Source organism: Kitasatospora sp. NPDC001132, assembly GCF_053598415.1.
The window spans coordinates 299,756-323,755 of record NZ_JBSFKF010000001.1 but is presented as its reverse complement, the minus strand read 5'-3'; the positions used below and the strand labels follow the sequence as shown (position 1 = coordinate 323,755).

The 24,000-nt window shown below is 74.5% G+C and carries 24 protein-coding genes; 2 read left to right on the top strand and 22 right to left on the bottom strand.

Translation table 11 applies throughout. The annotated features are described in order from the left end of the window. Positions 1-4: 4 nt before the first annotated feature. From ACWDBE_RS01205 to ACWDBE_RS01160, 10 genes are all read right to left on the bottom strand, one after another. The gene (locus ACWDBE_RS01205) at positions 5-385 is read right to left on the bottom strand and encodes a hydrogenase maturation nickel metallochaperone HypA/HybF (protein WP_449806781.1); all 381 of its coding nucleotides are present in this window, start codon (positions 383-385) and stop codon (positions 5-7) included. Positions 386-519: 134 nt separating this feature from the next. Further along, positions 520-624 (bottom strand): DUF6893 family small protein, encoded by a 105-nt coding sequence (locus ACWDBE_RS01200; protein WP_449806780.1) that lies wholly within the window; start codon positions 622-624, stop codon positions 520-522. Next, on the bottom strand, positions 618-1,127 hold the full coding sequence (locus tag ACWDBE_RS01195; protein ID WP_449806779.1) for a hydrogenase maturation protease: 510 nt from the start codon (positions 1,125-1,127) through the stop codon (positions 618-620). Before ACWDBE_RS01195 ends, ACWDBE_RS01200 begins: the two co-directional genes overlap by 7 nt. Then, the gene (locus ACWDBE_RS01190) at positions 1,124-2,491 is read right to left on the bottom strand and encodes a hypothetical protein (RefSeq protein ID WP_449806778.1); all 1,368 of its coding nucleotides are present in this window, start codon (positions 2,489-2,491) and stop codon (positions 1,124-1,126) included. Before ACWDBE_RS01190 ends, ACWDBE_RS01195 begins: the two co-directional genes overlap by 4 nt. Continuing rightward, positions 2,488-3,129: a DUF6084 family protein gene (locus ACWDBE_RS01185; RefSeq protein ID WP_449806777.1), complete on the bottom strand. Its 642-nt coding sequence runs from the start codon at positions 3,127-3,129 to the stop codon at positions 2,488-2,490. Before ACWDBE_RS01185 ends, ACWDBE_RS01190 begins: the two co-directional genes overlap by 4 nt. Next, positions 3,126-3,773 carry a DUF5947 family protein gene (locus ACWDBE_RS01180; protein ID WP_449806776.1) on the bottom strand — a complete coding sequence of 216 codons (648 nt, stop codon included), beginning with the start codon at positions 3,771-3,773 and terminating at the stop codon, positions 3,126-3,128. Before ACWDBE_RS01180 ends, ACWDBE_RS01185 begins: the two co-directional genes overlap by 4 nt. Next, complete coding sequence (locus ACWDBE_RS01175) at positions 3,770-4,237, bottom strand: thioredoxin (protein ID WP_449806775.1); 468 nt, start codon at positions 4,235-4,237, stop codon at positions 3,770-3,772. The genes ACWDBE_RS01180 and ACWDBE_RS01175 overlap by 4 nt, the downstream gene beginning before the upstream one ends. Then, positions 4,234-6,021, bottom strand: a complete 1,788-nt coding sequence (locus ACWDBE_RS01170; RefSeq protein ID WP_449806774.1) for a nickel-dependent hydrogenase large subunit — start codon at positions 6,019-6,021, stop codon at positions 4,234-4,236. The genes ACWDBE_RS01175 and ACWDBE_RS01170 overlap by 4 nt, the downstream gene beginning before the upstream one ends. A gap of 135 nt (positions 6,022-6,156) precedes the next feature. Beyond that, positions 6,157-7,212 carry an NADH-quinone oxidoreductase subunit B family protein gene (locus ACWDBE_RS01165; RefSeq protein WP_449806773.1) on the bottom strand — a complete coding sequence of 352 codons (1,056 nt, stop codon included), beginning with the start codon at positions 7,210-7,212 and terminating at the stop codon, positions 6,157-6,159. 133 nt (positions 7,213-7,345) lie between these two features. Then, positions 7,346-9,034, bottom strand: a complete 1,689-nt coding sequence (locus ACWDBE_RS01160) for an enoyl-CoA hydratase-related protein (protein ID WP_449806772.1) — start codon at positions 9,032-9,034, stop codon at positions 7,346-7,348. Positions 9,035-9,182: 148 nt separating this feature from the next. On the opposite strand from ACWDBE_RS01160, the gene ACWDBE_RS01155 reads away from it, so the two are divergent. Next, on the top strand, positions 9,183-9,614 hold the full coding sequence (locus ACWDBE_RS01155; protein WP_449806771.1) for a GNAT family N-acetyltransferase: 432 nt from the start codon (positions 9,183-9,185) through the stop codon (positions 9,612-9,614). Between the two features lie 117 nt (positions 9,615-9,731). Here ACWDBE_RS01155 and ACWDBE_RS01150 read toward each other — a convergent pair whose 3' ends face one another. Further along, complete coding sequence (locus ACWDBE_RS01150) at positions 9,732-10,871, bottom strand: PP2C family protein-serine/threonine phosphatase (protein WP_449806770.1); 1,140 nt, start codon at positions 10,869-10,871, stop codon at positions 9,732-9,734. Positions 10,872-11,161: 290 nt separating this feature from the next. Here ACWDBE_RS01150 and ACWDBE_RS01145 point away from each other — a divergent pair, with 290 nt between their 5' ends. Then, positions 11,162-11,647 (top strand): signal peptide protein, encoded by a 486-nt coding sequence (locus tag ACWDBE_RS01145; RefSeq protein ID WP_449806769.1) that lies wholly within the window; start codon positions 11,162-11,164, stop codon positions 11,645-11,647. A gap of 75 nt (positions 11,648-11,722) precedes the next feature. Here the strand turns inward: ACWDBE_RS01145 and ACWDBE_RS01140 are convergent, their stop codons facing one another. The 11 genes from ACWDBE_RS01140 to ACWDBE_RS01090 form a co-directional block, all read right to left on the bottom strand. Beyond that, entirely contained in the window at positions 11,723-13,774 is a 2,052-nt protein-coding gene (locus ACWDBE_RS01140; RefSeq protein WP_449806768.1) for a transglycosylase domain-containing protein, read from the bottom strand. A gap of 187 nt (positions 13,775-13,961) precedes the next feature. Beyond that, positions 13,962-14,981, bottom strand: a complete 1,020-nt coding sequence (locus ACWDBE_RS01135) for a winged helix-turn-helix domain-containing protein (protein ID WP_449806767.1) — start codon at positions 14,979-14,981, stop codon at positions 13,962-13,964. 28 nt (positions 14,982-15,009) lie between these two features. After that, the gene (locus ACWDBE_RS01130) at positions 15,010-16,269 is read right to left on the bottom strand and encodes a zinc ribbon domain-containing protein (RefSeq protein WP_449806766.1); all 1,260 of its coding nucleotides are present in this window, start codon (positions 16,267-16,269) and stop codon (positions 15,010-15,012) included. 3 nt (positions 16,270-16,272) lie between these two features. Further along, positions 16,273-16,836 (bottom strand): phage tail protein, encoded by a 564-nt coding sequence (locus ACWDBE_RS01125; protein WP_449806765.1) that lies wholly within the window; start codon positions 16,834-16,836, stop codon positions 16,273-16,275. Beyond that, positions 16,833-18,791: a putative baseplate assembly protein gene (locus tag ACWDBE_RS01120; protein WP_449806764.1), complete on the bottom strand. Its 1,959-nt coding sequence runs from the start codon at positions 18,789-18,791 to the stop codon at positions 16,833-16,835. The genes ACWDBE_RS01125 and ACWDBE_RS01120 overlap by 4 nt, the downstream gene beginning before the upstream one ends. After that, positions 18,791-19,228, bottom strand: coding sequence for a GPW/gp25 family protein (locus ACWDBE_RS01115; RefSeq protein WP_392921661.1), 438 nt, complete (start codon positions 19,226-19,228; stop codon positions 18,791-18,793). Before ACWDBE_RS01115 ends, ACWDBE_RS01120 begins: the two co-directional genes overlap by 1 nt. A 2-nt stretch (positions 19,229-19,230) precedes the next feature. After that, positions 19,231-19,542, bottom strand: coding sequence for a PAAR domain-containing protein (locus tag ACWDBE_RS01110; protein ID WP_449806763.1), 312 nt, complete (start codon positions 19,540-19,542; stop codon positions 19,231-19,233). A gap of 75 nt (positions 19,543-19,617) precedes the next feature. Continuing rightward, entirely contained in the window at positions 19,618-21,396 is a 1,779-nt protein-coding gene (locus ACWDBE_RS01105; protein WP_449806762.1) for a VgrG-related protein, read from the bottom strand. Beyond that, positions 21,393-22,154, bottom strand: a complete 762-nt coding sequence (locus ACWDBE_RS01100) for a CIS tube protein (protein WP_449806761.1) — start codon at positions 22,152-22,154, stop codon at positions 21,393-21,395. The genes ACWDBE_RS01105 and ACWDBE_RS01100 overlap by 4 nt, the downstream gene beginning before the upstream one ends. A 76-nt stretch (positions 22,155-22,230) precedes the next feature. Then, complete coding sequence (locus ACWDBE_RS01095; protein ID WP_359830489.1) at positions 22,231-22,656, bottom strand: phage tail protein; 426 nt, start codon at positions 22,654-22,656, stop codon at positions 22,231-22,233. Between the two features lie 81 nt (positions 22,657-22,737). Then, entirely contained in the window at positions 22,738-22,986 is a 249-nt protein-coding gene (locus ACWDBE_RS01090; RefSeq protein WP_449806760.1) for a hypothetical protein, read from the bottom strand. Positions 22,987-24,000: the final 1,014 nt, after the last annotated feature.

Genomic DNA, 24,000 nt, shown 5'->3' with positions numbered 1-24,000 from the left:
GGCATCAGCCTTTCTGTTCGGCCCGGACGCCGGGGCTCCGTGACCACTCGACGTCGAGGATCTGCAGTTCACGGCCGGACAGCAGCTCCACTCCGCCACCGCCGCCGCAGCCGGGGCAGCCGAGGTCCGGCGGCATGCCGACCGCCCACTCGACCGCGCAGGGGGTGCAGCGGGCCCGGGCCGGGACGGGTTCGGTGTCCAGCACCGCGCCCGCCACCAGCGTTCCGGCGCAGGCCAGCTCGAAGCAGAAGTCGAGGGCCTCGGGCACCACACCGGCCAGCTCGCCCACCCGCAGGCGCACCAGTGCCACCCCGGGGGCCCCGTGCTCGCGCGCGGCCGTGTCCACCTGCTCGACGACGGCCTCGGCGATCGACATCTCGTGCATGGGTCCCCTTCCCGGAGCGGGCGGCAACGCGCCCCATTACAGGGCGCGGTGGCGGCGTCGGCCCGAAGCCGCGCCGCCACCGGGTGCGGGGCTGCACCGTTCGCAGCAATCCGCACCGCACGGGTCGTCCCCCGTCACATCCGGGAGATGTGCAGGTACCGCTTGATGTCCGGCAGGCTCTGCCAGAGCAGTGCGCCGATCCCCGCCAGCAGGGCGGCGCAGAACAGTTTCCTCAGCATGGTGTCGTCTCCTTCTCCGGTTGCGCGGCCTCGTCCACGACGCGCAGGACCATTCGGACCGCCTCCTCCACGGCGGCGGCGACGGGCTCGCTCAGCCCGATGCCCTCCTCCAGCGAGGCCGGCTCGCAGCCGACCACCAGCACCCGTTCGGGCGGCTCGCCGCCGGTGCCGGCGGCGAGCGTGGCGAGCAGGGCCAGTACGGCGTCCGGCCCCATCCGGTGCCCGTCCAGGACCGGTACCTCCAGCGGCTGTTCGGCGTCCGCCTCGATCAGGTAGACGGTGCCGGGCGCTCCGCCGCGGCAGGTGGCGTCCACCAGGACGGCGGTGCGGTGGCCGTCGAGCAGCCGGTACGCCAGGTCCACGCCGCGCACGCCGACGTCGACCAGTTCGACACCGGCCGGCAGCGGGTGGGCGGCCAGCCGCCGGACGGTCTCGACGCCGAAGCCGTCGTCACCGAGGAAGATGTTGCCCACCCCGGCGACCAGCACCGTGGCGCCCGTCACGACTCCTCCAGCGGTGTGACCTCGTCGGGTTGGAAGTAGCGGAAGCGCCCCTGGGCGCGCCACAGGTCGGCGCCCGGGTCGTCCTCGACCGTGACGGCCAGGTGCACCGAGCCGTCGACGTCGTGCAGTACCGCCTCCACGACGCCGGTGCGCCCGTCCAGGAAGAGGTCCTGGGCGTCGGTGCGCCGACGGCCCGGCCGCAGCAGGACCCGGCTGCCGGCGCCGACCTCCCGGCCGTCGACCAGCACCCGGTCCCGCTCGGGGTCGACCCCCGGGTCGTCGCCCGGGTCCCACCACGGCTGTTCGGCCCCTCCGGCGCCACCGGTGACCTCGCGCAGCCCGCGGATGGCCCCGTGCAGCCGCTCCAGCACCTCGGGCGGCATGGACTCGGCCAGGTCGATCACCGCGCCGGCCCGCTCGTCGGTGCCGCGGGCCTCCCGTTTCTCCTCCTCGGTCAGGGCCGCCGTCCGCAGTGCCAGGATCTCGTCGATCTCGGTGGCGTCGTACAGGGTGCCGAGGCTCTCGGGGGCGATCCGCGGGTGGTCCTCCAGGATGATCGGCGAGGACAGCACGACGCCGCACTCACCGTCCGGTCCGGCCAGCACCGGCCAGGTGCGCGCGTTGCGGCACCGCTCGACGGCCGGACGGGCCCACTCGGGCGGGTCGGTGACGGACAGGAAGCGGCCGTGCTCGAGCCCGAGCAGCAAGTGGGCGGAGACCAGTGAGCGCGGCAGCGCCTGGTCGCGGGTGGCCCGCCTGGGCGGCGTCCAGTCGGAGGTGTTCTCCACCTCGACGGTCAGCCGCCGCGCCAGGTACGGGCCGGGCACGTCCTCGGCCCGCAGCCAGACCAGGCCGTCGACCTGTTCGCGCCGCCGCACCAGCCGGCCGACGACCTTGCCGTCCTCGCGCACCAGCCCGGTCTCGCCGACGCCCGGCAGCCGGAACGGCCGCTGCACCCCGTCGCCTTCCAACTCCTCGACCGGAATGAGGAGTTCGATCCGCTCCTCGACGCCCTCATCCCACTCGACGAGGTCCCGGTCGGCCAGCGCCAGCCGCTCGACCGACTCGAAGCCGGCCCCGGTGGCCCGCTCGACGGTGCGCCGCTGGACCCGCAGGAAGCGCAGCTCGACCGCCAGCAGGTCCCCGCCGCGCGCCTCCATCACGCACTCGGTGCGCTGGTGGGAGTGCTCGCCGCCCTGCACGGTGTACTCGGGCGGCACCAGGACGCCGAACTGCCAGCGCAGCCGGTTCTTGGCCGCCGAGGCGCGGTACGGGTAGAGCACGTAGCCCTCCAGCAGCACCGCGTCGGCGATCTGCCGGGCGGCCGCGAAGCCGCGCTCGATCCGCTCCGGGAAGCCGCTCACCGGACCGTCCCCTCGATCGCCGCCGCGAGCAGCTCGCGCACCGTCGCCTCCCAGGAGGGCAGGGCCCGGCGGGAGCGGTAGGCCAGCAGCTCGTCCATCACCTCGTCCGGCAGCCGCAGCCAGCCGCTGCCGGGGAAGTGCCGGTCGATCGCCTCCCGCCAGACCCCGACCGGCATCCGCACCCTGGCCTCCCGGTCCCAGGGCACCGGGCTGACCTGGAACCCGGCGGGGCCGGCGAAGGCGGTGCCGGAGAAGAGGAGCAGCAGCGGCACCTCCCCGCCGTCCAGCGCCCGGAAGTAGCGGGCCGAGGCGACGTCCTGGTCGTAGGTGCAGGGCACCGCGAGGTCGATCTCCGTCCCGCCGGTGAAGCCGGGCACCAGCAGCGGCACGGTGGCGAACTGGACCGGGTTGAGCGTGGTCGCCCAGCGCTCCCGGCCGCCGAACAGGTCGGCCAGCCGCTCGCCCTCGGCGTCGCCGTACGGCCGGCGGCCCGGTTCGATCCGCAGCTGGCACTGGAGGGCGAGGGCGTGCACCCGGGTGCCGGCCGACGCGGTGATCCGCAGCCGGAACACCAGGGTCGGCCCGGCCGCGTACGGGTCGGAGCGCACGCCGGTGCAGGCGAAGGCGAGCGCCGTCACGCCGTCACCTCCGCGGGCAGCGGGCGGGCCCGCTCGGCCAGCCGCGCGAAGAACGCGTCGAGTTCGGCGCGCGCCTCGGCGCCGCCGTCGAAGCCGTGCCAGCACCGCCGCAGCCGGCCGACCAGTTCGTAGCAGACGTCGATCGGCACCAGGAAGCACGCCACGCGCTCCTCGGTGCGGCGCAGCAGCAGCGCCTCCACGTCCGGCTCCAGGGCGTCGGCCAGCCGGCTGCCGCCGAGGGCGCGCCGCCAGGCCTGCTCGTCCAGCTCGCTCTCGGTGGCCCCGGCCGGGCCGGGGTAGAAGGCGAGGAGCTGGTCCAGCACGGCGTTGCGGAACAGGAAGGCGGTGCCGACCGGGATGCCCAGCACCGACCAGGCCTGCTGGTCCAACTCGCCGTCCGGGTCGGTGAGGTAGCGGTCCGGCACGGTGCGGTAGCGGCCGCCGGCCGCGCCCGGCTGCTGGAACAGCAGGCCGCAGGCGGTGCAGGCGCAGGCCAGGGCGCGCTCCTCGACGTCCACCAGGTGGCGGTGGCCGTCGGGCAGGTCCCGGCCGCAGAACGCGCACTGCTCGGGGCGCGGCGGGGCCGGTTCGCGCAGCCGGTGCAGCAGGGCCGTGCCGTCGCGGGAGATCCGGCGGGTGTTCATCGCGCCTCCGCGGGCTGCGGCGGGCGGGTGCCGATCTGCAGCAGCTGGGGAGCGCGTTCCAGTTCCACGGCCGTCACCTCGGGCGCGTGGCAGGCGAGGACGGCCTCCGCCTCCTGTTCGCCGCAGCCGCAGCCGGTGGCGGTGCGGCGCAGCCGCAGGACGCCGGTGGCCTGGTCGAAGCCGGCCACCTCGACCCGCTCGGGCAGATTGGCGAGGGCCCGGTCGATCCGGGCGGGGAGGTCCTCGGGGTGCAGGTCGTGCAGGAGCAGCAGCCCGGCCACGGCCGGGTCGTCCAGCATCCGCTCCAGCGCGGGCGGGGGCAGCGCGGGGACCATCCGGGCCAGGCCCTGGCCGTAGAACTCCATGAGTTCCCTGACCAGTTGCTCGCCCGCCTGCTCGGCGCCGCTGCCGGCCAGGTCGTCCAGGGCCTGCTGGATCCGCTGCCCGGTCCGCTCGGCCGTCATGCGGTGAGCCCGCTCAGGCCGGTGGGCACGTGCATGGTCTGCACGGTGCGCCCGCCGCCGACGTACATGTGCACGCCGCAGGGCAGGCAGGGGTCGAAGCTGCGCACCGTGCGCATGATGTCGATGCCCTTGAAGGTGTCCGGGGGGTTCTCCTCGAAGATCGGGGTGTTCTGCACCGCGTCCTCGTACGGGCCCGGCGTGCCGTAGCTGTCCCGGACGCTGGCGTTCCAGGGGGTGGGCGGGTACGGGTGGTAGTTGGCGATCTTGCCGTCGCGGATCACCATGTGGTGCGAGAGCACGCCGCGCACGGCCTCGGTGAAGCCGCAGCCGATCGACTCGTCCGGCACCTCGAAGCGTTCCCAGGTCTGGCTGTGCCCGGCGCGGACCTCGTCGAGCGCCTTCTCGGCGAAGTGCAGGGCGGCGGCGGCCGCGTACGCCTGGAAGTAGGTGCGGGCGCGGTTGCGCTCGATGGCGTTGCTCCACTGCGGGATCTTCCACTCGAAGGTGACCTCGGGCTTGGTCATCGAGCGGGGCAGGTTGATCTGCACGCTGTGGCCGGTGGCCTTGACGTAGCCGATGTCGACCAGCCCGGACAGGGCGGTGGACCACAGCCGGGCGATCGGGCCGCCGCCGGTGTCGAGGGCGAGGTGCTCCTTGCCGTCGAACCAGCGCGGGGACATCACCCAGCTGTACTTGTCGTCGAAGTTGCGCTTCTGCGGGGCGGGGATGGTGTGCTGGTTCCACGGGTGCCGGGGGTCGACGGGGTTGCCCAGCGGGTCGTGGGTGACGAACAGGTCCTTGCCCTGCCAGTCCTCGTAGTAGGAGCTGCCGAGCAGGATGCGGATGCCCAGGTTGATCTGCGTCAGGTCGTTGGTGACGAGCTTGCCGTCGACCACGATGCCGGGGGTGACGAACATCCGCCGGCCCCAGTCCGTCATGTTGCGGTAGGTGAAGTCGCAGTGGTCCGGGTCGTTGAGGCTGCCCCAGCAGCCGAGCAGGACCCTCCTGCGGCCGACCTCCTCGTAGCCGGGCAGGGCCTGGTAGAAGAAGTCGAAGAGGTCGTCGTGCAGCGGCACGACCTTCTTCATGAACTCGACGTAGCGCATCAGCCGGGTCAGGTAGTCGGTGAACAGCTGCACCGTCGCGACCGTGCCGACCCCGCCCGGGTAGAGCGTGGAGGGGTGCACGTGGCGGCCCTCCATCAGGCAGAACATCTCCCGGGTGTACCGGCTGACCTGGAGCGCCTCGCGGTAGAACTCGCCCTCGATGGGGTTGAGCGAGCGCATGATGTCGGCGATGGTCCGGTACCCGTGGTCGCCGGCGTGCGGGGCCTCGGTGCGCTCGGCCTGCTCCAGGACGCCCGGGTTGGTCTCGCGGACCATCTTCTCGCAGTAGTCGACCCCGACCAGGTTCTCCTGGAAGATGTTGTGGTCGAACATGTACTCGGCGGCCTCGCCGAGGTTGATGATCCACTCCCCCAGGTGCGGGGGCTTCACCCCGTACGCCATGTTCTGGGTGTAGACGGAACAGGTGGCGTGGTTGTCGCCGCAGATCCCGCAGATCCGGCTGGTGATGAAGTGGGCGTCGCGCGGGTCCTTGCCGCGCATGAAGACGCTGTAGCCGCGGAAGACGGAGGAGGTGCTGTAGCACTCCGCGACCCTCTTCTGCTTGAAGTCGATCTTCGTGTGGATGCCCAGGCTGCCCACGATCCGGGTGATCGGGTCCCAGGACATCTCGGTCAGGCCGCTGCCGTCGCCGGCCGCCCTGGTGGTCGGAGTTGCCATCGTTGCTGTCGTGTCCTTGTCTCTGGGAGCGGGGCCCTCGGCGGGCGGGATCGGTGGGGGTGCGGGGCCCTCGGCGGGCGGGAGAGGGGTCGGCGGCGGCCGCACACCGGGTGGTGTGCGGCCCTCCGGCGGTCGTCACCAGGGCGGTCGGTAGCCCGTGGTCAGGTGGCGGCCGGTGTGGCGCCACTTCGGTTCCTTGTCCAGGGTCTTCAGCGTGATCGCGCGCAGCCGGCGGATCAGCGTGCCGTACGCGCTGCTCGCGTTGGAGGAGACCCGGGAGCCGGGCGGCGGGTCCATGAAGGGCATGAACTTGTCCGGGAAGCCCGGCATGGTGCAGGCGATGCAGATGCCGCCCACGTTCGGGCAACCGCCGATGCCGTTGGTCCAGCCGCGCTTGGTGACGTTGCACTTCACGACGGGGCCCCAGCAGCCGAGCCGCACCAGGCACTCGGGGGTGCCGTAGTCGGTGGCGAACTGGCCCTGCTCGTAGTAGCCGCCGCGGTCGCAGCCCTCGTGCACGGTGGCGCCGAACAGCCAGGCGGGCCGCAGCTTGTCGTCCAGCGGGATCATCGGCGCGGAGCCGGCCAGCTGGTACAGCAGGTAGGTGAGCGTCTCGGCGAAGTTGTCGGGCTGGATCGGGCAGCCCGGCACGCAGACGATCGGCAGTCCGGCCTTGGACTTCCAGTCCCAGCCGAGGTAGTCCGGCACGCCCATGGCGCCGGTCGGGTTGCCGGCCATCGCGTGGATGCCGCCGTACGTGGCGCAGGTGCCGATCGCCACCACGGCGGTCGCCTTGGGGGCGAGCCGGTCCAGCCACTCGCTGGTGGTGATGGGCTGACCGGTGGCGGGGTCGTCGCCGAAGCCGCACCAGTAGCCCTCCTTCTTGATCTTCTCGTTGGGGATGGACCCCTCGATGACCAGCACGAACGGCTCGATCTCGCCGCGGTCGGCCTTGAAGAACCACTCGACGAAGTTGTCCGCGCCCTGGACCGGGCCGCACTCGAAGTCGATCAGTGGCCAGTGCACCGCGACCTTGGGCAGGCCGGGCAGCGCGCCGGTGACGATCTCCTCGATGCTGGGCTGCATCGCGGCGGTCAGCGAGACGGAGTCGCCGTCGCAGCTGAGGCCCGCGTTGATCCAGAGAACGTGCACCACGTCGGTGTCGGTGGTTGGAGCTGTTGCAGCACCCATGAGGATGCCTCCTCGGGGATGGGAGCCGGAGGGAATGGCTCGAAAGCCAGTCATAGCAACGGTCCGGGCCGGGCGCCGGTCCGCGCGGCGCGAACCGGGGCCCGGGGAGGCAAGCCCGGCGGGGCCGTTCGGGTCATGCCCGCGCGGTCGGCCCCGTCGCCACGGGGCGCTTGTGGACGAACGCGGAACGCAGCGCGTGATACGGCGATTCGGGTGTGAAGAACTGCCGGTGCATCACCGCGAGTTCCTCCTCCCGGTACGCGTCGAGCGGTTTCGTCCGCTCGTCGGCCTCGCGCGCGGCCTTCTTCGCCGCGATCCGCTGCTGGGTGGTGGGCGAGGCGGCGAGCAGCCCGGCCAGGTGGGCCGCCCGCGGCCCGAACTCCTCCGGCCCGCAGGCGAGCACCCGGTCGACCAGGCCGATCCGCTCGGCGGTGGCCGCGGAGACCGGGAGGGCCTGGAGGGTCAGCCGCTCGGCCGCCGCCGCGCCGACCCGGCGCGGGAGGGTGTACGTCCAGTACTCCGACCCGTACAGCCCCATCAGCCGGTAGTGGGGGTTGAGGACGGAGCCGCCGCGGCACCACACCTCGTCCGCGGCCAGCGCCAGCATCACCCCGCCGGCCGCGGCGTTGCCCCCGACGGCGGCGACCACCAGCCGGTCGGTGGTGGTGAGCACCGCGTCGACCAGCTCGTCCATCGCGGTGATGTTGTCCCAGGACTCGACGGCCGGGTCCGCCGCGGCCTCGATCACGTTGAGGTGGATGCCGTTGGAGAAGAAGTCCCGGCCGCCGCCGAGCACCAGCACCGAGGTCGGGCGGGCGAGGGCGAAGCGGTAGGCCGCCAGCAGCCGGCGGCAGTGGCCGGTGGACATCGCGCCGCCGGGGTAGGAGAACCGCAGGAAGCCGACCGGGCCTTCCTCGCGGTAGCGCAGGTCCGACCAGACCGGGCCGTCCTCCTCCTCCGGCATCAGCGGCGCCGGCGCCTCCGGCAGGGCGGGCAGCAGGCCGCCGAGCGCCGTCACCGCGGGGAGCTTGACGCCCGCGGGGCCGCCGGGGGTGTGGCGGCGCAGTTCCGGGATCCACACCGCGCCGTCCACGGTGGCCCGGCAGAGGGCGCCGGCCCGGGTGGCGATCAGCTCACCCGCGCGGCCGCGCAGCTCCGGCTCGCGGTGCCCGCCGTGCAGGTACCAGGTGCCGCCGCACAGTTCGTCGAGCACCCCGGGCCGGGAGTCCGCGGCGCGGAGCCTGCGCAGCACCTCCTCGGTGGGGTCGGTCGCCCAGTCGATCCGGCGCTCCTCCTGGCGCAGGACGGGCCGGGTGCGGACCGCGGCGATCCAGCCGGGCCCGGACTGCGGCTGCGGCGCGTACGTGCCGGAGGCGAACCGCTCCACGGCGAGCAGCGCGGCCGCCACCGCCGCGTCGGCGACCTCGTTGCGGTACAGGTCGCTCTTGCCGTACTCGGGCAGCAGGCAGGGCGCCCAGGCCCAGACCGGGCCGGCGTCCATCTCCGCCTCGGCCTGGAGCACCGTCACGCCCCAGGCGGTGCGGCCCTCCTGGATCGCCCGGTCGAGGGAGGAGGGGCCGCGGTCGCCGGGCGGTCCGGGGTGGACGACGAGGCAGGTGAGCCGCGACCAGAGCGTGCGGGGGATCGCCGTGCGGAGCATCGGCGCGAGCACCAGGTCGGGTTTCAGCCGGCCCGTCGTTTCGAGCAACTCCTCTTCATCACCGGCCAGTTGGACGTCCACGGTGTGGCACCGGTCGCGCAGTTCGGCGTGCAGCCGCTGGCTGAGGCTGTTGAACGCGCTGACGAGGAGAAGAATCCGCATGTCCGCCTCCGAGGGGGTGGGGCTCCGGGGAACCCGGCGATCATCACCTCCGCCTCCACGACCCCCCGCCCGGTCCGGCATGTCGCGCCGCGCGTTCACCCGAGCGGCCGGAGCCGGACGGCAGGGCCGAGCGGGTAGCATGTAAGCCATGACTCCGATAAGCGGCCCTTACGAGCTTCGCCCCGGCGTGCCCACCGTCGAGGTCTTCCGCCGCCTGCGCACCGACGCCGGACTCTCCGACAAGGCGCCCGAGGCGGTCGCGCTCGCCCTCCCCAACACCTGGTACGGCGTGGTCCTCCACCACGAGGGCGAGCCCGTCGGCATGGGGCGGATCATCGGCGACGGCGGCACCGCGTTCCAGATCACCGACATCTGCGTCCACCCCGCGCACCAGGGCCACGGCCTCGGCAAGCGCATCATGGCGGCACTCACCGAGGAGCTGGAACGCCGGGCCCCCGCCACCGCGTACGTCTCGCTGATCGCGGACGGCCCCGCGCGCTTCCTCTACGAGAAGTTCGGCTTCGCGGACACCGCCACCCACGACTCGATCGGCATGTACCGCCTGATGGAAGGCCGCTGACGGCCCCACGCCCCGCCGGAGCGGCCCCGCGGGCTCAGAACCGGGGCTGGTGCGGCGGGGTGACTCGGCGTCGGACGGAGGATCCCCGTCGGCGGCGCCGTCCACCCCGCCGCGGGCTCAGCGCACCGGCTCCACCGGCTCCACCGGCGGCGTCCGGACGGCGAGCAGGGCGGTGTCGTCCGTCAGCCGGCCGCCGGTGTGCCGCAGGACCGCGGCGGCCACCTCGTCGACCAGGCGCCCCGGGTCGACCGGCCCCGGGCGATCGGCCAGCCGGTCCAGGTGGGCGCGCAGGGAGAAGAACGCGCCCGTACGGTCACGGGCCTCCGTCACGCCGTCCGAGACGATCAGCACCGTCTCCCCCGGGCCCAGCCGCAGCCGCCGCACCGGCGGCAGCCCGCCGGCCAGCTGGGCCAGCCCGATCGGGGCGCCGCCGCCCGGCGGCAGCTGCCGCACGCCCTCGGAGCCGAGCACGTGGGGGCTGTCATGGCCGAAGTTGACCACCTCCACCTCCCCCGGCGCGTCGGCGGGGAAGCCGACCACCACCGCCGTCGCGAACCGCTCCTCCCTCTCCCCCAGCCGCTCCGCCAGCAGGTTCTGCCGGTGCAGCCGCTCCTCCAGCCAGGCCGCGACGGTGGCCAGGTCGCCCTCGTGGAAGGCGGCCTCCCGGAAGCAGCCGACCAGGGCCGCCGCCGCGGAGACGGCCGGCAGGCCCTTGCCCTGGACGTCGCCGAGGATGACCCGCGCCCCGAACGGGGTGGCCAGCACGTCGTAGAAGTCGCCGCCCACCCGGGCCTCGACGTCCGCGGCCAGGTAGCGCGCCGCCGAGTCCACCCCGCCCCACCCCGGAGGCACCGGGCGCAGCACCACCTGCCGGGTGGTCTCGGCCGCGCCCTGGAGGTGGCGGACATAGTCGGCGGCGCGGACGCGGAAGATGCTGATCGGCACCGAGAGGGCGGCTCCCGCGATCACCAGCAGGAAGTCCTCGGTCCCCTGGGACTTCCCCCAGATGCTGTCCAGGGCGGGATAGGCGGCGATGGCGAGGAGGGCGAACAGCACGGTGGCGGCCGGCCCGCAGAGCCCGGCGGCGACCACCGGGACCATGACCAGCCAGCTGACCGACGCGAAGGTCACCGGCGTGGCCGCGTCCACCCCCACCACCAGCGCGAGCACCGCCAGGGGCACCAGCCAGGAGCGGTGGCCGTACTGGATCAGGATCGGCGTCCGCTGCCCCGGCTCCTCCACCGAACGCGCCCACACGCCGTCCCTCCCCTTCTCGCGACCTGCCCCGGCCTCCGGACGCCCCGCGCGGACGAGGACGCCGGGCGGAGGCTGCGCCCAAGGTAAGGGGCCCGCTCCCGGCGCGGGCGACGCCCCGGGCCCGGCGGCCCCGGTCGTCGCACGTTCGGCCCATTCGCGGCGCCGTTCCCGGCGCTCCGGCCGGGCCCGGCGTGCGGCCCTCCGGGTGAGGGGGCAGGGTGGTGCCGTACGGACCTGCCCGGGCCAGTCGGCGCACCTGCGTGCCCTGGCCGTCGGCCGAAGGAGGCGCCATGCGCACCCGGAAGATCCCCCGTCGGAGCGTGGCCCTGGCCGCGGCCGTCGCCGCCGTGCCCACCGCCCTGCTCACCGCCCCGGCCCAGGCCGCGACCGGCACCGCGGCCGGCGCCCCGCCGACCGGCTTCGTGGAGCTGCCCACCTCCCCCCTGCCGAGCGGCGACGCGCAGCGGGTGGTCACCGTCACCTACCGCAACGACTCCTCGGCGGACCGGACGGTGGCCCCGCAGATCCTCATCGAGTCCCCCCAGAACGGCCCCTTCCTCGACCCGGCGAGCATCCGGCTCGAGATGCTCTCCCCGGACGGCCACTGGCGCACCACGCCGCTCGCCAGCCAGACCGGGACGCTGTACACCAAGCTCGTCCCGGCCAAGCTCGTCCTGCACGGCCACCACACCCTGAGCGAGCGCTACCGGGTCACCGTCGTCGGGGCGGCCCCCGCCCAGGGGACGGTCGAGCCCCGGGTGGCGCTCTACGGGTGAGTCGGCGGCAGGCTGCCCCCGGGGCTTGCCTCCCGGAGCCTCGCCCGGTCCGGGAGACAGGCCCCGGTCACCGGCTCAGGGCAACTGCACCGGGGTGAAGGTCCCGGCCGGGGTGCCGGCCAGAGCGCCGTCCATGGCGTCGCGCCAGATCGGGCCGGCCAGGGTGCCGCCGAAGGCCTGGCCGACCACCGTGCCGCCGATCCGCCGGCCGTCCAGCGGCTTGGGGTCGTCGGTGTCGCTGACCACGGTCGCACCCGCCATCTCCGGGGTGTAGCCGACGAACCAGACCTGGCGGCTGTCGTTGGTGGTGCCGGTCTTGCCCGCGCTGTCCCGGCCGGTGAGGCCGGCCGTCCGGCCGGTGCCGTCCTCCACCACGCCCTTGAGCATCGCGCTGACCGTGTCGGCGGTGCCGGCCGACATCGCCGCCGTGCAGTTCGCCTGCGGCACCGCGAGCGGCTTGCCGTCGGGACCGGTCACCGAGGCGATCGCGGTCGGCGCGCAGTAGGTGCCGTGGGCGGCGAAGGCCGCGTAGACGGCCGCCATGCCCAGCGGGGTCAGGTCGTTGCTGCCCAGCGTCATCGACGGGACCACCTGGAGCTTCTCGCCGCCCGCCTGCTGGGTGACGCCCAGCTTCTCGGTCATCCGCGCGACCGAGCACAGGCCGGTGTCGGCCTCCAGCTTCGCGAAGTAGGTGTTGACGGACTGCGCCATCGCCGACTTCATGTCGAACCGGCCGGTGAGGCTCTGGCTGTCGTTGTGCACCTGCCCGGCGGACGGGAACCGGCCGCCCGAGCAGTCCGTCATGGCCGGCCACGGGATGCTGTAGTCGGTGGTGTAGCTCTGATCGGCCGGTATGCCGCCCTCCAGGGCCGCCGCCGCGACGATCGGCTTGAAGGTCGAACCGGTCGGGAACCCGAGCCCGCCCCCCAGGGCCTTGCCGACGTTGTAGTTGATCTGGGTCTGGTGCTGCCTGTCGTCCACCCCGTACGGGCGGCTCTGGCCCATCGCCAGGATGTTCCCGGTGCCCGGCTGGACGATGCTCATCGCCGTCGCCGCCTGGTCGCCCGCGTCGACGTGACCGGTGACCGAGGCCTGCAGCGCCGCCTGCGCCTTCGGGTCGAGCGTGGTGCGGATCCGCAGGCCGCCGCGCTTCCAGAGCGCCTGCCGCTCGGCCGCCGACTTCCCGAAGGCCGGATCCGTGAGCACCACGTTGCGCACGTAGTCGCAGAAGAAGCCCTCGCCCTGCTTGGCCAGGATGCAGCCCTGCTGCGGCGCCTGGACGTTCAGGCCCAGCGGGGAGGCGATGGCCTGCCGGGCCTCCTCCTGGGTGATGTGCCCGTACGCGGCCATCTTGCGCAGCACGGTGTCACGCCGCTCCTTCGCCGCCGTCGGGTTGACCGTCGGGTCGTAGCCGGTCGGCGACTGCACCAGGCCCGCCAGCAGCGCGGCCTGCGGCAGGGTGAGGTCCGCTGCGTGCACACCGAAGTAGCGCCGGGCGGCCGCCTCGATGCCGTAGGCCCGCTCGCCGAAGAAGGTGATGTTCAGGTAGTTGGTGAGGATCTGGTCCTTGCTCAGGGTCTCCTCGACCTTGATCGCGTACTTCAGCTCCTGGATCTTGCGGCCCACCGTCTGCCGCTGCGCCTCGGCGACCTTCTGCGGGTCGTCGCCCGCCTCCTCGACGAAGACGTTCTTCACGTACTGCTGGGTCAGGGTGGACGCGCCCTGGGTGGTACCCGAGGAGGCGTTGTTGTCCAGGGCGCGCAGCACGCCCTTGAGGTCGATCGCGCCGTGCTCGTAGAAGCGGTTGTCCTCGACGTCCACCAGCGCGGTCTTCACCAGCGGGGAGATCCGGTCCGCCGGGACGACCGTGCGGTCCCGGTCGTACACGGTGGCGATCGTGCCGCCCTCGGCGTCGAGGACGGTCGTCGCCTGGGACAGCGGCGGGGTCCTGAAGTCGTCGGGCAGGCCCTGGAAGTCGTCCGCCGCCGACCGGGCGCCGAGCCCGACCGCCGCCACCGCGGGCAGCACCATCCCCGCCGCCACCACCCCGGCGACCACGCTCACCGCGATCAGCCGCGTCCCGTGCCCCAGCTTCCCCATGCCCGCCACCACCCGCCGTCGTGCCATGACGGGTGACCGTACGCGGCGCAGATGAGGAACTCCTTGGAAGGCCGCCGCCGTACCCCGGGCGACCGAGTGGCACGCACGGAACGACACCTCAACCTCCTACGTCACCGCGAACCTGATCGCGATGAAGGACGGCGCCCAGCGGTGCGGGGGGCTGCTGCCGGTGTGAGTGCGCGGGCCACACCGCTCAGGACGGATCGGAACCGGGCGGTTCGGTGCCGTCGCCGAGCAGGCCGAGGCCGAGGGCGGTCGGGCTGTGCAGGGCGGTGTTGCGGTACCGGGCGGTGCGGATGAGGCCGGCCTCGCGCAGCACGGTGGCGTGTTCGCTGGCGCTGGAGGGGGTGGTCCCGGCGAGCGCGGCGAGTTCCTTCGTCGTGCAGCCGGGGTGTTCGGCGATCGTCAGCAGGACGGCGGCGCGGGTCTGTCCGAGCAGCGCGGACAGGGCGGCCGCCGTCCCCGCCGGGGCCCGGTCGGGCCCGAGCAGGGCCGGCCAGCCCGCCGGCCGGCTGTCGTCGATCGGGTAGGTGATCACGGGCAGGGGCAGTCCGTGGGTGTCGTCGCTGACCATGGCCCGGGTGGCGAACACGGACGGGCCCAGCAGGACGCCCTGCCCCCGCAGGTGCAGATCGTGGTCGACGCCGCTGCGGACTTCGAGCACCGGCGGGTTCCAGCGCATCCAGCGGGGGTTGGCGCCGGCCAGCAGGAGTTCGACGCCTCCGCCGAGGAACTGCCGCAGCCGCACGGACCGGTCGGCGGCGTGGCGGTCGACGAGCCGCGGCCAGTGGCCGCCGACCAGGTGCTCGTAGAGCAGCCCGAGGCTGTCGGCGAGTTCCTCGCGCAGCGCCCGGTCGTCCGCCAGGTGCCGGGCCCACCCCGGGACGGGCTGGTGCTCGGCGATCGCGGCGAGTTCCGCCTCGACGAGCCGGCGCGGGGTGGCCCGTACGCGTTCCAGCAGTTCCTCCGGGTGGCCCGCCACCGCGGGCATGAGGAAGGTCGGCCCCCAGCCGTCCGCCGGGACCAGGGACAGGGCCATGCGGGCGCCGTCGGGCAGGCCCGCGAGGACGCTCCGCCGCCACGGATCCAGCCGCGCCGCCCGGCTCCGTTCCTGCAGGGCCCTTGCCGCGGCCATGAGTTCGGAGAACGGCATCGGCTCCGCGGGCCGGGTCCTGGCCAGGTCCTCGGCGGTGAAGTGGATCCGGTAGACCATCGTTTCCCTCCGGTAGCGCGCGCCGGGGTCAGGTGCGCTTGAAGAATTCCACCTCCGAGAGCGCGATGGCGCGGCCGGGGCCCGTCCCGGCGGCCTCCCGGACGGTGAGCTTCACCTGGGTGACGTCGCTGATCCCGGTCGGCACGGTCTGCGGGCCCGGCTGGTCGTTGAGCGCGACCTGCTCGGTGTGCACCTTGCCGTCCTCGGAGGTGACCTCCATGGAGACGACGACGGGGCGGCCCTGCTGGCGGAACTGCTGCTGGTCCACCGAAGGGCCGGTGTGGACGATCAGGTCCACCAGCCGGAACGGGGTGCGGAAGGAGAAGGTGACGGAGTCCCCGACCGCGGGTGCGCCCCAGTACGTGTTGGTGAGGCCGTCGTCGGCCGCGCCGGCCGGATGGCCCTCGACGGCCGCGCTCGCCGTGGTGGCGGAGGGGGTGATCGGCGCGGTGCCGCGGAGCTTGTCCAGCACGTCCTGGAAGGCGACCTTGCCGGCCGGGTAGAGCAGGATCCCGGCGACGACCAGCGCGACCAGCACGAGCGCCGCGATGGTGCGGCGCAGCGCGTTGCCGGAGCCGCCGATCCGCACCCGGCGCCGGAACGGCCAGCGGGTGCGCCACCAGGGCAGTTCGGGCGCGGCCGCGGTGGGGGTCAGCGGTGCGGCGCAGCGGCGGCAGAACTTCCGCTCGGGCAGGTTGGGCGTGCCGCACCGGGGGCAGGGCGGGCCGTCCTGGGTCTCGACGGTCTCGGCCGACCGGCTGACGGGGCGCGGGGCCACGGGCTTGGCGGGCTGGACGGCCACCGGGTCGGCCTGCGGGGCGGGGGCGGCGGTCCGCGCGGGGGCCGGCCGTACGGGGGCGGGGCTCGGGCGGGTGGGCTCGGGGGCGGACGCGGGGGCCGGGGGCTCGACGGGCGCCGGCCGGGCGGGCAGCTGCTGTGCCTCGGGTTCGGGCTCCGGCTTGGGCTCCGCCTTGGCTTCTGTCCTGGCTTCCGCCGTGGTTTCCGCCGTGGCCGGCGGTTCGGTTGTCGGCTCGCTGCGCGCGGCCCGGCGCGAGGCGCTCCGCCGCGTGGATTCGGCGGGCGCGGGCGCGGGCTCCGCCGTGGGGACGGGCGTCGGCTCGGGCTCGGGTTCGGCCTTCGCGGGTGCGGGCACCGCCGCGGGCGCGGCTGTCGGCGCCGCCGCCGGGGTGGCGGGGGTGCCGCGCGACCAGCCGAGGTAGGCGCCGCAGTTGCCGCAGAAGTCGTCCCCCTCCCCGTTGGCCGTTCCGCATTCGGGGCACACCGGCATCCGTCAGCCCTCCGTTCGCCCGGGTGGGCCGGGCAGGATCTCCACCCGGCAGGTCAGGTGGACGGGACAGCCCGCCCTGACGACGGACCGCACCTGGTCCTCGTCCGGCGCCGGTCCGCGCAGCGGCCAGACCCGGACCAGCACCTCGCCGCCCGGCGCGGGCGGCAGCGTGGCGTCCGGGTCGGTGGACCAGGAGGCGCCGCCGCCGTCCACGATCTCGGCTCCGGCGCCGAGCACCAGTCGCAGGCGTTCGGTCAGGCCGCGGCGGGTGCCGCGCCAGCGGTGCAGTTCGACGGCGCGTTCGACCACGGCGCGGCGCACCTCCACCGGCCAGGCCGGGTCGACCTCCACCGCGACCCAGGAGGCCAGCCAGTCGAGGAAGTCGGCCGGAGCGAGGCCGGGCCGGAAGTAGGCGGGCAGGTTGTCCAGGGTCGCGAACACCGGGGCGAGGACGGTGTCCAGGCCCGCGGTGAACCGCTGGGCGAAGTCGTCGTCGGCGAACAGCGCCGGCAGCAGTTCGCCGATCGGGTGCGGGCTGGGCAGCCCCGGTACGGCAGCCCGGGTCATGAGATCCCCTCGGTGGCCGTGGTGACCACGACCTGGTGCTGGTGGGAGAAGACCAGGGCGTCCGGCGGGACCTCGACCCGCTCGGCGGGGGCGCCCCGGCGTCCGGTGATCGGGTCGGCCGGGAACAGCCGCACCTCCTCGACGCCCGCGACGGCGGACACCCGCTGGAGCACGGCGAACACCTCCCCGTACTGCACCGCCCGGCCGAACGGCCAGCCCGTGCCGTCCGCCCCGCCGAGCAGCGGGTTGAGGTACCGGTACAGCGCGGCGAGCACCTCCTCGCGGACCCGGTCGGGGTCGGCGGAGCGGGTGGTGAGCCGGGCGACGACCGTCACGCCCTGGTAGGAGGGGGGCTGCACGACCAGCCGGGTGCCGATCAGCCGCCGCTCGTCGAGGGCGGTCGCGACGGCGGCCAGCATCTGCTCGTCGGGGATCAGCTGCTCGAAGCGCAGCCGGTCGCCCTCGTCCGCGACGGCGTCGGGGACCACCAGGACCCGCACCGCCCCGGCCTCCGCGCCGTCGGCGGGCACGCAGCTGATCCGGGCGGCGGACGGCGCGGCCTGGCGGGCGATCAGCTCGAAGTCCCCGGCGGTGACGGCACGTTCCTGCAGGCGCAGCTGGTGCGGGGCGCGGGCCTTGGCGTTCTCCACGGTCTCGCCGTCGACCCCGCCGCGGGCCGCCTCCCGGTTGTCCACCCGGGCGATGTACGGGACGGAGCTGCGCAGCACCGTGATGGTGCCGCGGGCGACGTTGCCGGCGATCCCGCCGCCGGTGCGGTAGCGCGGGACGCGCAGCTGGGCGCCCTTGGGCGGTACGGCGCCGAAGGCGCGCAGGCTGCCGTCGGGCTCCCGGACCGCGGGCGGGAAGAGGAACTCGCCGGTGGTCGCGTCCAGCACCACGTGCCGGTCGGCGGGCGAGGAGTCGCCGAAGTGCTCGACGACCGTCCAGCGTTCCCAGCCCTCGCCGGCCGCGACCTCGACCACCGGGGGCTCGCCGTCGAGCAGCACCGGCGGCCGGGCGAGCCGGAAGCGCTGGCCCGCGACGCCCTCGGAGGCGCCGAGCGGCGCGTCGGTGACGGTCCGCGCGTGGGCGGCGGTGGCGGTGCCGCCGACCGTGAACACCTCGGCCCGCCGGATGGTCGGGGACTCGGAGTAGAAGGGCTGGCCCGGCTGCGGCTCGGTGACCCGGCAGCGCAGCCAGCCGGCCCGCCGGCCGGCGACCACCGAGGCGGTGTGCCCGGCGGGCACGAAGACGACCACCTCGCCGGGCCGGTTGAGGCCGCCGGTGGTGTCGCTGCCCGTCTCGCAGGCGATCCAGCGCGCGCCGTCCCAGACCTCCCAGGCCAGCGGAGGCTGGCGCGGGTCGACGCCGACGCCCTCCACCCGGCTGTCCAGGCGGACGATCAGGATGCAGCGCGGCACCACCGCGGGCAGGGCGAAGAGCATGGCGTCCCCGGCGACCGGGCGCGGCTGGAAGCACGGCACGTCCGCGCCGTCGGCCAGCCGGGCCGTGCCGTCGGACTGCTCGCCGGAGGCGGAGACGGTGACCAGCCGCTCCAGCGAGCTGGGGACGATCGGCAGGTCCTCGGCGGTGGCGAAGACCACCGCGTCGTCGGTCTCGGTGCGCAGCGTGGAGACCTCGGTGCCGGCCCGCAGCAGGACGGTCTCGGGCTGCGGGGCGGAGAGCCAGAAGTCGACTTCGGCGCGGGCCGCGGCGGGCGGGAACAGCCGGATGCCGAGCAGGTCGAGGAAGGCGGCGTAGTTCTTCTCCGGCACCCGGTTCAGCCGGTAGAGCAGCTGGTCCACCAGGTAGGCGAAGGTCTCGATCAGGGTGACGCCCGGGTCGGAGACGTTGTGGTCGGTCCACTCCGGGGCGCGCTGCTGGACGTAGCGCTTGGCCTCGTCGACGAGCTGCTGGAAGCGGCGGTCGTCCAGGTTCGGGGAGGGCAGGGCCATCAGTACGCACCTCCGCTCGTCGCACTCAGCGGCTCGGCCTCCGGGTGCTCCGGGATGGTGTAGAAGGGGAAGACCAGGTTGCGGCGGTCGTTGGTGGCCCGCACGGTGTAGTGGACGTCGATGTAGAGCGTGCCCTCCTCGACGCTGTCGAAGGCGATCACCACGTCGTCGACCTCGATCCGCGGCTCCCAGCGCTCCAGCGCGATGCGCACCTCTCGGGCGATCCGCCCGGCGGTGGTGCTGTCGCCCGGGGCGAAGACGTACTCGTGGATGCCGCAGCCGAACTCGGGCCGCATCGGCCGCTCGCCGGGGGCGGTGCCGAGGATCAGCCGGATCGCCTCCGCGAGCTCCTGGTCCCGCTCCACCATGCCGATGCCGCCGGTGGCGTTCACCCGCAGCGGGAAGGCCCAGCCGCGGCCTATGAAGCTCCCACTCATGCTCAGCCCCCGATCAGCACGTTGAACGCGCCGGCGGTGATGGTGGCGCCGCAGGTCGTCTTGTCGCCCATGCGGGCCGCGGGCAGGCCGCCGATCAGCACCATCCCGCCGGTCACGGCGCCCGGGGAGGGCAGCACCACGTTGCCGGGGCCCAGGGCCAGGTGCGGGGGGACGACGCAGGCGTGGACGCTGCCGACCACCGCGGCGGGGCGGCCGCCGATCAGCACGGTCGCCACCCTGAGGGCGCCCGGCGGCGGGGTGGTCAGGGCGCCGCCGTGGTCGGTGAGGTCGCCGGTCCGGGCTGCGGGGGGCATGTGCGGTCTCCGTTTCCGATGGTGCCCCGCTGGTCGTGGGCACTCGTCATACTGCCATGGCGCTTTGACGTTCCGTCAATTGATCCTGACGAAGGCCCCCTTGAGCACCGCCTCGGCACCGCCGTCCACGGTGACCGAGGTCGTCCCCCGGACGGTGACCGATCCGCCGCGCACGTTCACGGCGCCGGTGCCCGCGTCCAGGGTGATGCCGGAGGGCGTGAGCCGCACCGTGCTGCCGGCCGCGCCGCCGAGGCCGTGGACGGTCAGCACGATCTCGCCGCGCTGCTGGTCCAGGCTGACCTCCAACTTCCCGTCGCCGCTCGCCAGATGGACGCCGGACTTGCCGCCCGGCACGTCCAGAAGCTCCATCCGGTGGCCCGAACGGGACACCACGGAACGGCGGTTGACCTTGCCGGAGGCCCCGTCGACCAGCGGCACGTCGTGCGGGGAGGGCCGGTCGACGCCGTTGTAGAGCCCGCCCAGGACGTACGGGCTGTCCAGGTCGCCCTGCTCGAAGCCGACCAGCACCTCGTCGTTGACCTCGGGGCTGACCACGCCGCCGCCCCCGGCTCCGCCCCACTGCACGGTGCGCACCCAGTCGGAGACGTAGGTGTCGTCCAGCCAGGGGAACTTGAGCTTCACCCAGCCGCGCTGCCCGCCGCCCGGCTCCCGGACGTCGGTGACCACGGCGACGGCCAGGCCGGGCATCCGGGGCCCGCGCGGCGGCGCGTTGCCGCCGCTGGTCAGCCCGGCCAGGGAGCGGTCCGGGGCGGCGCTGACCACCACGGTGGTGCGGTAGCCGCGGAACGGTTCGAGCAGGTGGCGCACCCCGGTGGCGGTGTAGCGGCCGGAGAAGGCGGCGCCGACGTTGCCCAGGGCGACGGCGGTGCCCGCCCGCAGCCGTGGGTTGCCCTCGGCGACGACCTCCAGCTCGCCGAAGCCGGCCGCCACCGAGGCGGCCAGCGACCTGGCCACCGAGGCGGTCTCCGCCTGGGTGCGGTACGGGGTGTCGGCGACGGTCAGCCGGGCCTGGCCGGGGAACGCGGAGGCCACCACCGAGGGGCTCATGCCCGGTTGCACGGTACGGGAGGTCACCGCGGGCTCGGTGGCGACCAGGGCGCTCTTGGTGGTGACGTTCCAGCCGCGCGCCTCGACCGTGTCCACCCCCGCGGCACCGGTCAGCACGCCGCGCAGCTCCAGCAGGTTGCGGCCGTACTCCAGCACCAGCGGGTTCTGCGGGGCCGGGGTGGAGGGGGCCGGGGCGCCGGAGGCCGGATCGGGCCGGACGAACTCCAGCTTCCCGTCGTCGTCCACCCGCACCTGGGCGCCGCTCTCCTGCGCCAGGAACTGGAGGAAGTCCCAGTCCGGGACGTTGGCCTGCGAGAGCTGCTGGTGGACGACCGGGAAGGAGTCGATCCTCCCGCAGGTCAGGCCCGCTCCCGTGGCGACCTCGCGGACGATGTCGGCGGTCGTCATGTTCCGGAAGGCCTTCACCCGGCGCCCGCGCATCAGCCGGTGGGTGACCGCCGAAGCCCGCACCACGGTGTACGAGCCGGTGGTGTCCACCTCCAGCTCCAGCGCGGTCACCTCGCCGGTGAACAGCCGCGCCCGGGTGTTGCCCTGCACGGTGACCACGGAGACCTTCAGCGGGGTGCCGATGGTGATCCCGGTGGCGGCGAGGAAGGCGTGGTCGGCGTCCCGGAAGGACAGCACGGCGGTGTCGGGCAGGCCGACGCTCTCCTCGATGTCGCAGGAGACCAGCTGGGTCACCCAGATCGGCGGCAGCGGGCCCGGCGCCTCGACGACGGGATCGGCGGCGAAGGAGCGGCCGCCGCGGGCCTCGGGAGTGGTCATGGCCGTCCGCCCTGGGTGGGTTCGCTCCGGGTGTGGTTCCCGGCGCGGCTCTGGGTGAGTTCCTCGATGCCCGGCACGATCAGGTCCGCGCCGGGGACGAGCGCCATCGGGTCGTCGATGTCGTTGGCCTCGGCGATGGTGCGCCAGGCGGTGGCGTCCCCGTACGCGCGCCAGGCGAGCAGCGGCAGGCTGTCGCCGGCGATCACCCGGTGGGTGCTGCGGGCCTCCGGGGAGCCGGAGGTGGGGTTCTGCCCGGCCGGGTCGACGCTGGCCTCGTCGATGGTCAGCGAGCAGACCGCCCGCAGCGGCTTCCCGTCGACGTCGAAGAGCGAGTAGGTGACAGAGAGGCCGGTCAGCACCCCGTTGAACGAGGTGGTCTTCAGGGTGCCCCAGTCCAGCCGGATCCACGGGCTGGCCGGTGTCTTGCGCGCCAGGCTGGCCGGGGTGGGCACGCAGGCCGTCATCAGCTGCTCCACCGCCCGTTCCACCGAGTTGTCGTGGGTCGCGGTCGAGTCCAGGAACACGTCGAGGGAGAGCGAGCGCGGACCGCTGCCGACGAACTCGGGCAGTGCGGACTCCCCCGCCATCCGGGACGGGGTGCGCCGCCACTCGGTGGTCTTGCTCAGCCGCAGGGTCGCCGGGTTGAACTGGAGGCGCAGCTGGGCGAGCGTGCCGCCGGGCTGGGCGCCGACCGTGGACGGTGGCTCCATGATGGTCAGTTGGGCCCGGGTGACGCTGGCGGGGACCGCCGGGGACATCCTGGTGCTCCTTCCGCGGGTCGGGGGCATGGACGGGGGTTCGGGAGGGGTGGACGGGGGTTCGGGAGGGGTGGGGTCAGGAGGGGCGCAGGCCCGCGTGGGCGATCTCCAGGGTCTCCATCGCGGCCTGGGAGTTGGCGGGGTCGAAGGACGGCCCCTCCCAGCGCACCGGGACGATCCCCAGCACCTGCCAGCCGACGATCCGGCTCAGGTCCGGCCGCAGCGCCACGATCTCGCCGTCCTTGGGCTCGACCTTGCGGACGATCTCGGAAAGCCAGCGGGCGATCTTGGTGGTGTCCGCGGTGACCGCGCGGGTCAGCGTGATGTTCGACCAGGTGATGCGCCCCGGCAGCTGCCACGCGAAGCCGTTGTTGCCGCCCTCCGCGTACTGCTCGATCTCGACCTGGGCGCCGAGCCCCGAGCAGGTGGTGAACTCGCCGAGGTCGTTGCCGCCGATGGTCAGACTGAAGAACACGCTGGACGCGAAGATGTTGTCGGTCATCGCTTCTGCTCCCTGCTTCCGGTCACGTCGCTGCTGCGGCCTTCTGACGGCCGTTCACCTGGTCCGCGTCGCGGCCCGCGCTCAGCGGCGCATGTCGTACGGTTTGCCGCTGCGCTCCCGGCCCCTGCGCAACTCGGTGCGCAGCAGCCGGCCGACGGGTTCGACCAGGCGCCGGGCCAGTTCGTCGAGGTCGGACGGGTCGGCGGGTGACTTGGCGTGCGGCCCGTCGGGGGCCTTCGCCGGGGGTTCCGCGGCCCGCTGCACCGTGGTGGGGGTGCGCGCGGGCACGGCGGTCAGCGGGATCCCGGCCAGGCCGTTCTGCTCGGCCACGCGCTGCAGCGCCCGAGCCGTGCCGGGCGTGGGCGGAACGGGCCGCGCGGGCGGTGTGGACCGTACGGCGGGGGCGTTCGCGGCCTGCCCGGTCGGCAGGGACCAGGACACCACGGGTACGGACGCCGACGTTGACGCGGCCGCGGACGCGCCGGCGTACTGCGGGCCCGCCGACCAGAGCGCGCCCGCCGGGGACGCCGGGGTGGGCGGCTGCGCCGGGGACGGCTGCGGGGGGTGGGAGGTGGCCGGGAGGCGCTGGATCGACCGGGCCGCCGGGGGCGTCACGGGCCGGAGCCGGACGACCGGCGGGCGCGCGGCGGACGTCGGCACCGCGGCTCGCTGCAGGACCGATCGCCCCGGGATCGTGACGTCTGGCTGAGGCGACGCCGGGGCGCCCGCGTTCGGGACTGCCGCACGGGTTCGACCGGGCAGCACCTGCGGCGCGTGCGCGGGCACGGCTGCGGTCGGGGTGGTGCCGCCGTGCACCGGCGGACCTCCCTGCGCTGACCGGTGACCGGCCCGGTCCGAGGACCGTCGGGAGAACGCCCGCTGCACGGCGGCCACCACCCCGCGCGGCGCGGCCGTCCCCGGGGCGGGGAACCGCCCCGGGGACGTCCGTGCGGCCGACTGCCCGGTTGCCGGGCCGCCGTCGCGGCCGCCCGGTGAGGGCCGGTCCTGTGTCCGTGAGCGCTGCGGCGCGGCAGCGGCCGACGGTGCAGCGTCCGGGTGGGAGGTGAGGGCGTTCGGCCAGGCAGCCCGGACCACGGGTGGCGTCGACGCCGGACCGGCGCTGGACGGCCCGGCCGACGCGGCCCCAGCGGGCGCGGACGGCGCCGGCGCAGTGGCGAGGGAGACCGCCATCCGGCGGTCGCCGAGCAACCCGCGCCGCGCGCCGATGAGTTGGACGGCGCGCTGCACGCCCAGCCCGCCCGGGGCCGGACGGGCGGGCACCGTCACGGTAGGCATCGCACCGATGCCACCTCGGGGAGGGGCACTCGACGGGCGCGCCCCGGG

Coding starts and splice junctions, on each gene's coding strand:
- ACWDBE_RS01205 (WP_449806781.1), bottom strand. CDS start 385: ATGCACGAGATGTCGATCGCCGAGGCCGTCGTCGAGCAGGTGGACACG.
- ACWDBE_RS01160 (WP_449806772.1), bottom strand. CDS start 9,034: ATGCGGATTCTTCTCCTCGTCAGCGCGTTCAACAGCCTCAGCCAGCGG.
- ACWDBE_RS01100 (WP_449806761.1), bottom strand. CDS start 22,154: ATGTCCCCGGCGGTCCCCGCCAGCGTCACCCGGGCCCAACTGACCATC.
- ACWDBE_RS01120 (WP_449806764.1), bottom strand. CDS start 18,791: ATGGCCCTGCCCTCCCCGAACCTGGACGACCGCCGCTTCCAGCAGCTC.
- ACWDBE_RS01130 (WP_449806766.1), bottom strand. CDS start 16,269: ATGCCGGTGTGCCCCGAATGCGGAACGGCCAACGGGGAGGGGGACGAC.
- ACWDBE_RS01145 (WP_449806769.1), top strand. CDS start 11,162: ATGCGCACCCGGAAGATCCCCCGTCGGAGCGTGGCCCTGGCCGCGGCC.
- ACWDBE_RS01125 (WP_449806765.1), bottom strand. CDS start 16,836: ATGACCCGGGCTGCCGTACCGGGGCTGCCCAGCCCGCACCCGATCGGC.
- ACWDBE_RS01115 (WP_392921661.1), bottom strand. CDS start 19,228: ATGAGTGGGAGCTTCATAGGCCGCGGCTGGGCCTTCCCGCTGCGGGTG.
- ACWDBE_RS01095 (WP_359830489.1), bottom strand. CDS start 22,656: ATGACCGACAACATCTTCGCGTCCAGCGTGTTCTTCAGTCTGACCATC.
- ACWDBE_RS01155 (WP_449806771.1), top strand. CDS start 9,183: ATGACTCCGATAAGCGGCCCTTACGAGCTTCGCCCCGGCGTGCCCACC.
- ACWDBE_RS01140 (WP_449806768.1), bottom strand. CDS start 13,774: ATGGCACGACGGCGGGTGGTGGCGGGCATGGGGAAGCTGGGGCACGGG.
- ACWDBE_RS01135 (WP_449806767.1), bottom strand. CDS start 14,981: ATGGTCTACCGGATCCACTTCACCGCCGAGGACCTGGCCAGGACCCGG.
- ACWDBE_RS01180 (WP_449806776.1), bottom strand. CDS start 3,773: ATGAACACCCGCCGGATCTCCCGCGACGGCACGGCCCTGCTGCACCGG.
- ACWDBE_RS01170 (WP_449806774.1), bottom strand. CDS start 6,021: ATGGCAACTCCGACCACCAGGGCGGCCGGCGACGGCAGCGGCCTGACC.
- ACWDBE_RS01165 (WP_449806773.1), bottom strand. CDS start 7,212: ATGGGTGCTGCAACAGCTCCAACCACCGACACCGACGTGGTGCACGTT.
- ACWDBE_RS01175 (WP_449806775.1), bottom strand. CDS start 4,237: ATGACGGCCGAGCGGACCGGGCAGCGGATCCAGCAGGCCCTGGACGAC.
- ACWDBE_RS01200 (WP_449806780.1), bottom strand. CDS start 624: ATGCTGAGGAAACTGTTCTGCGCCGCCCTGCTGGCGGGGATCGGCGCA.
- ACWDBE_RS01110 (WP_449806763.1), bottom strand. CDS start 19,542: ATGCCCCCCGCAGCCCGGACCGGCGACCTCACCGACCACGGCGGCGCC.
- ACWDBE_RS01105 (WP_449806762.1), bottom strand. CDS start 21,396: ATGACCACTCCCGAGGCCCGCGGCGGCCGCTCCTTCGCCGCCGATCCC.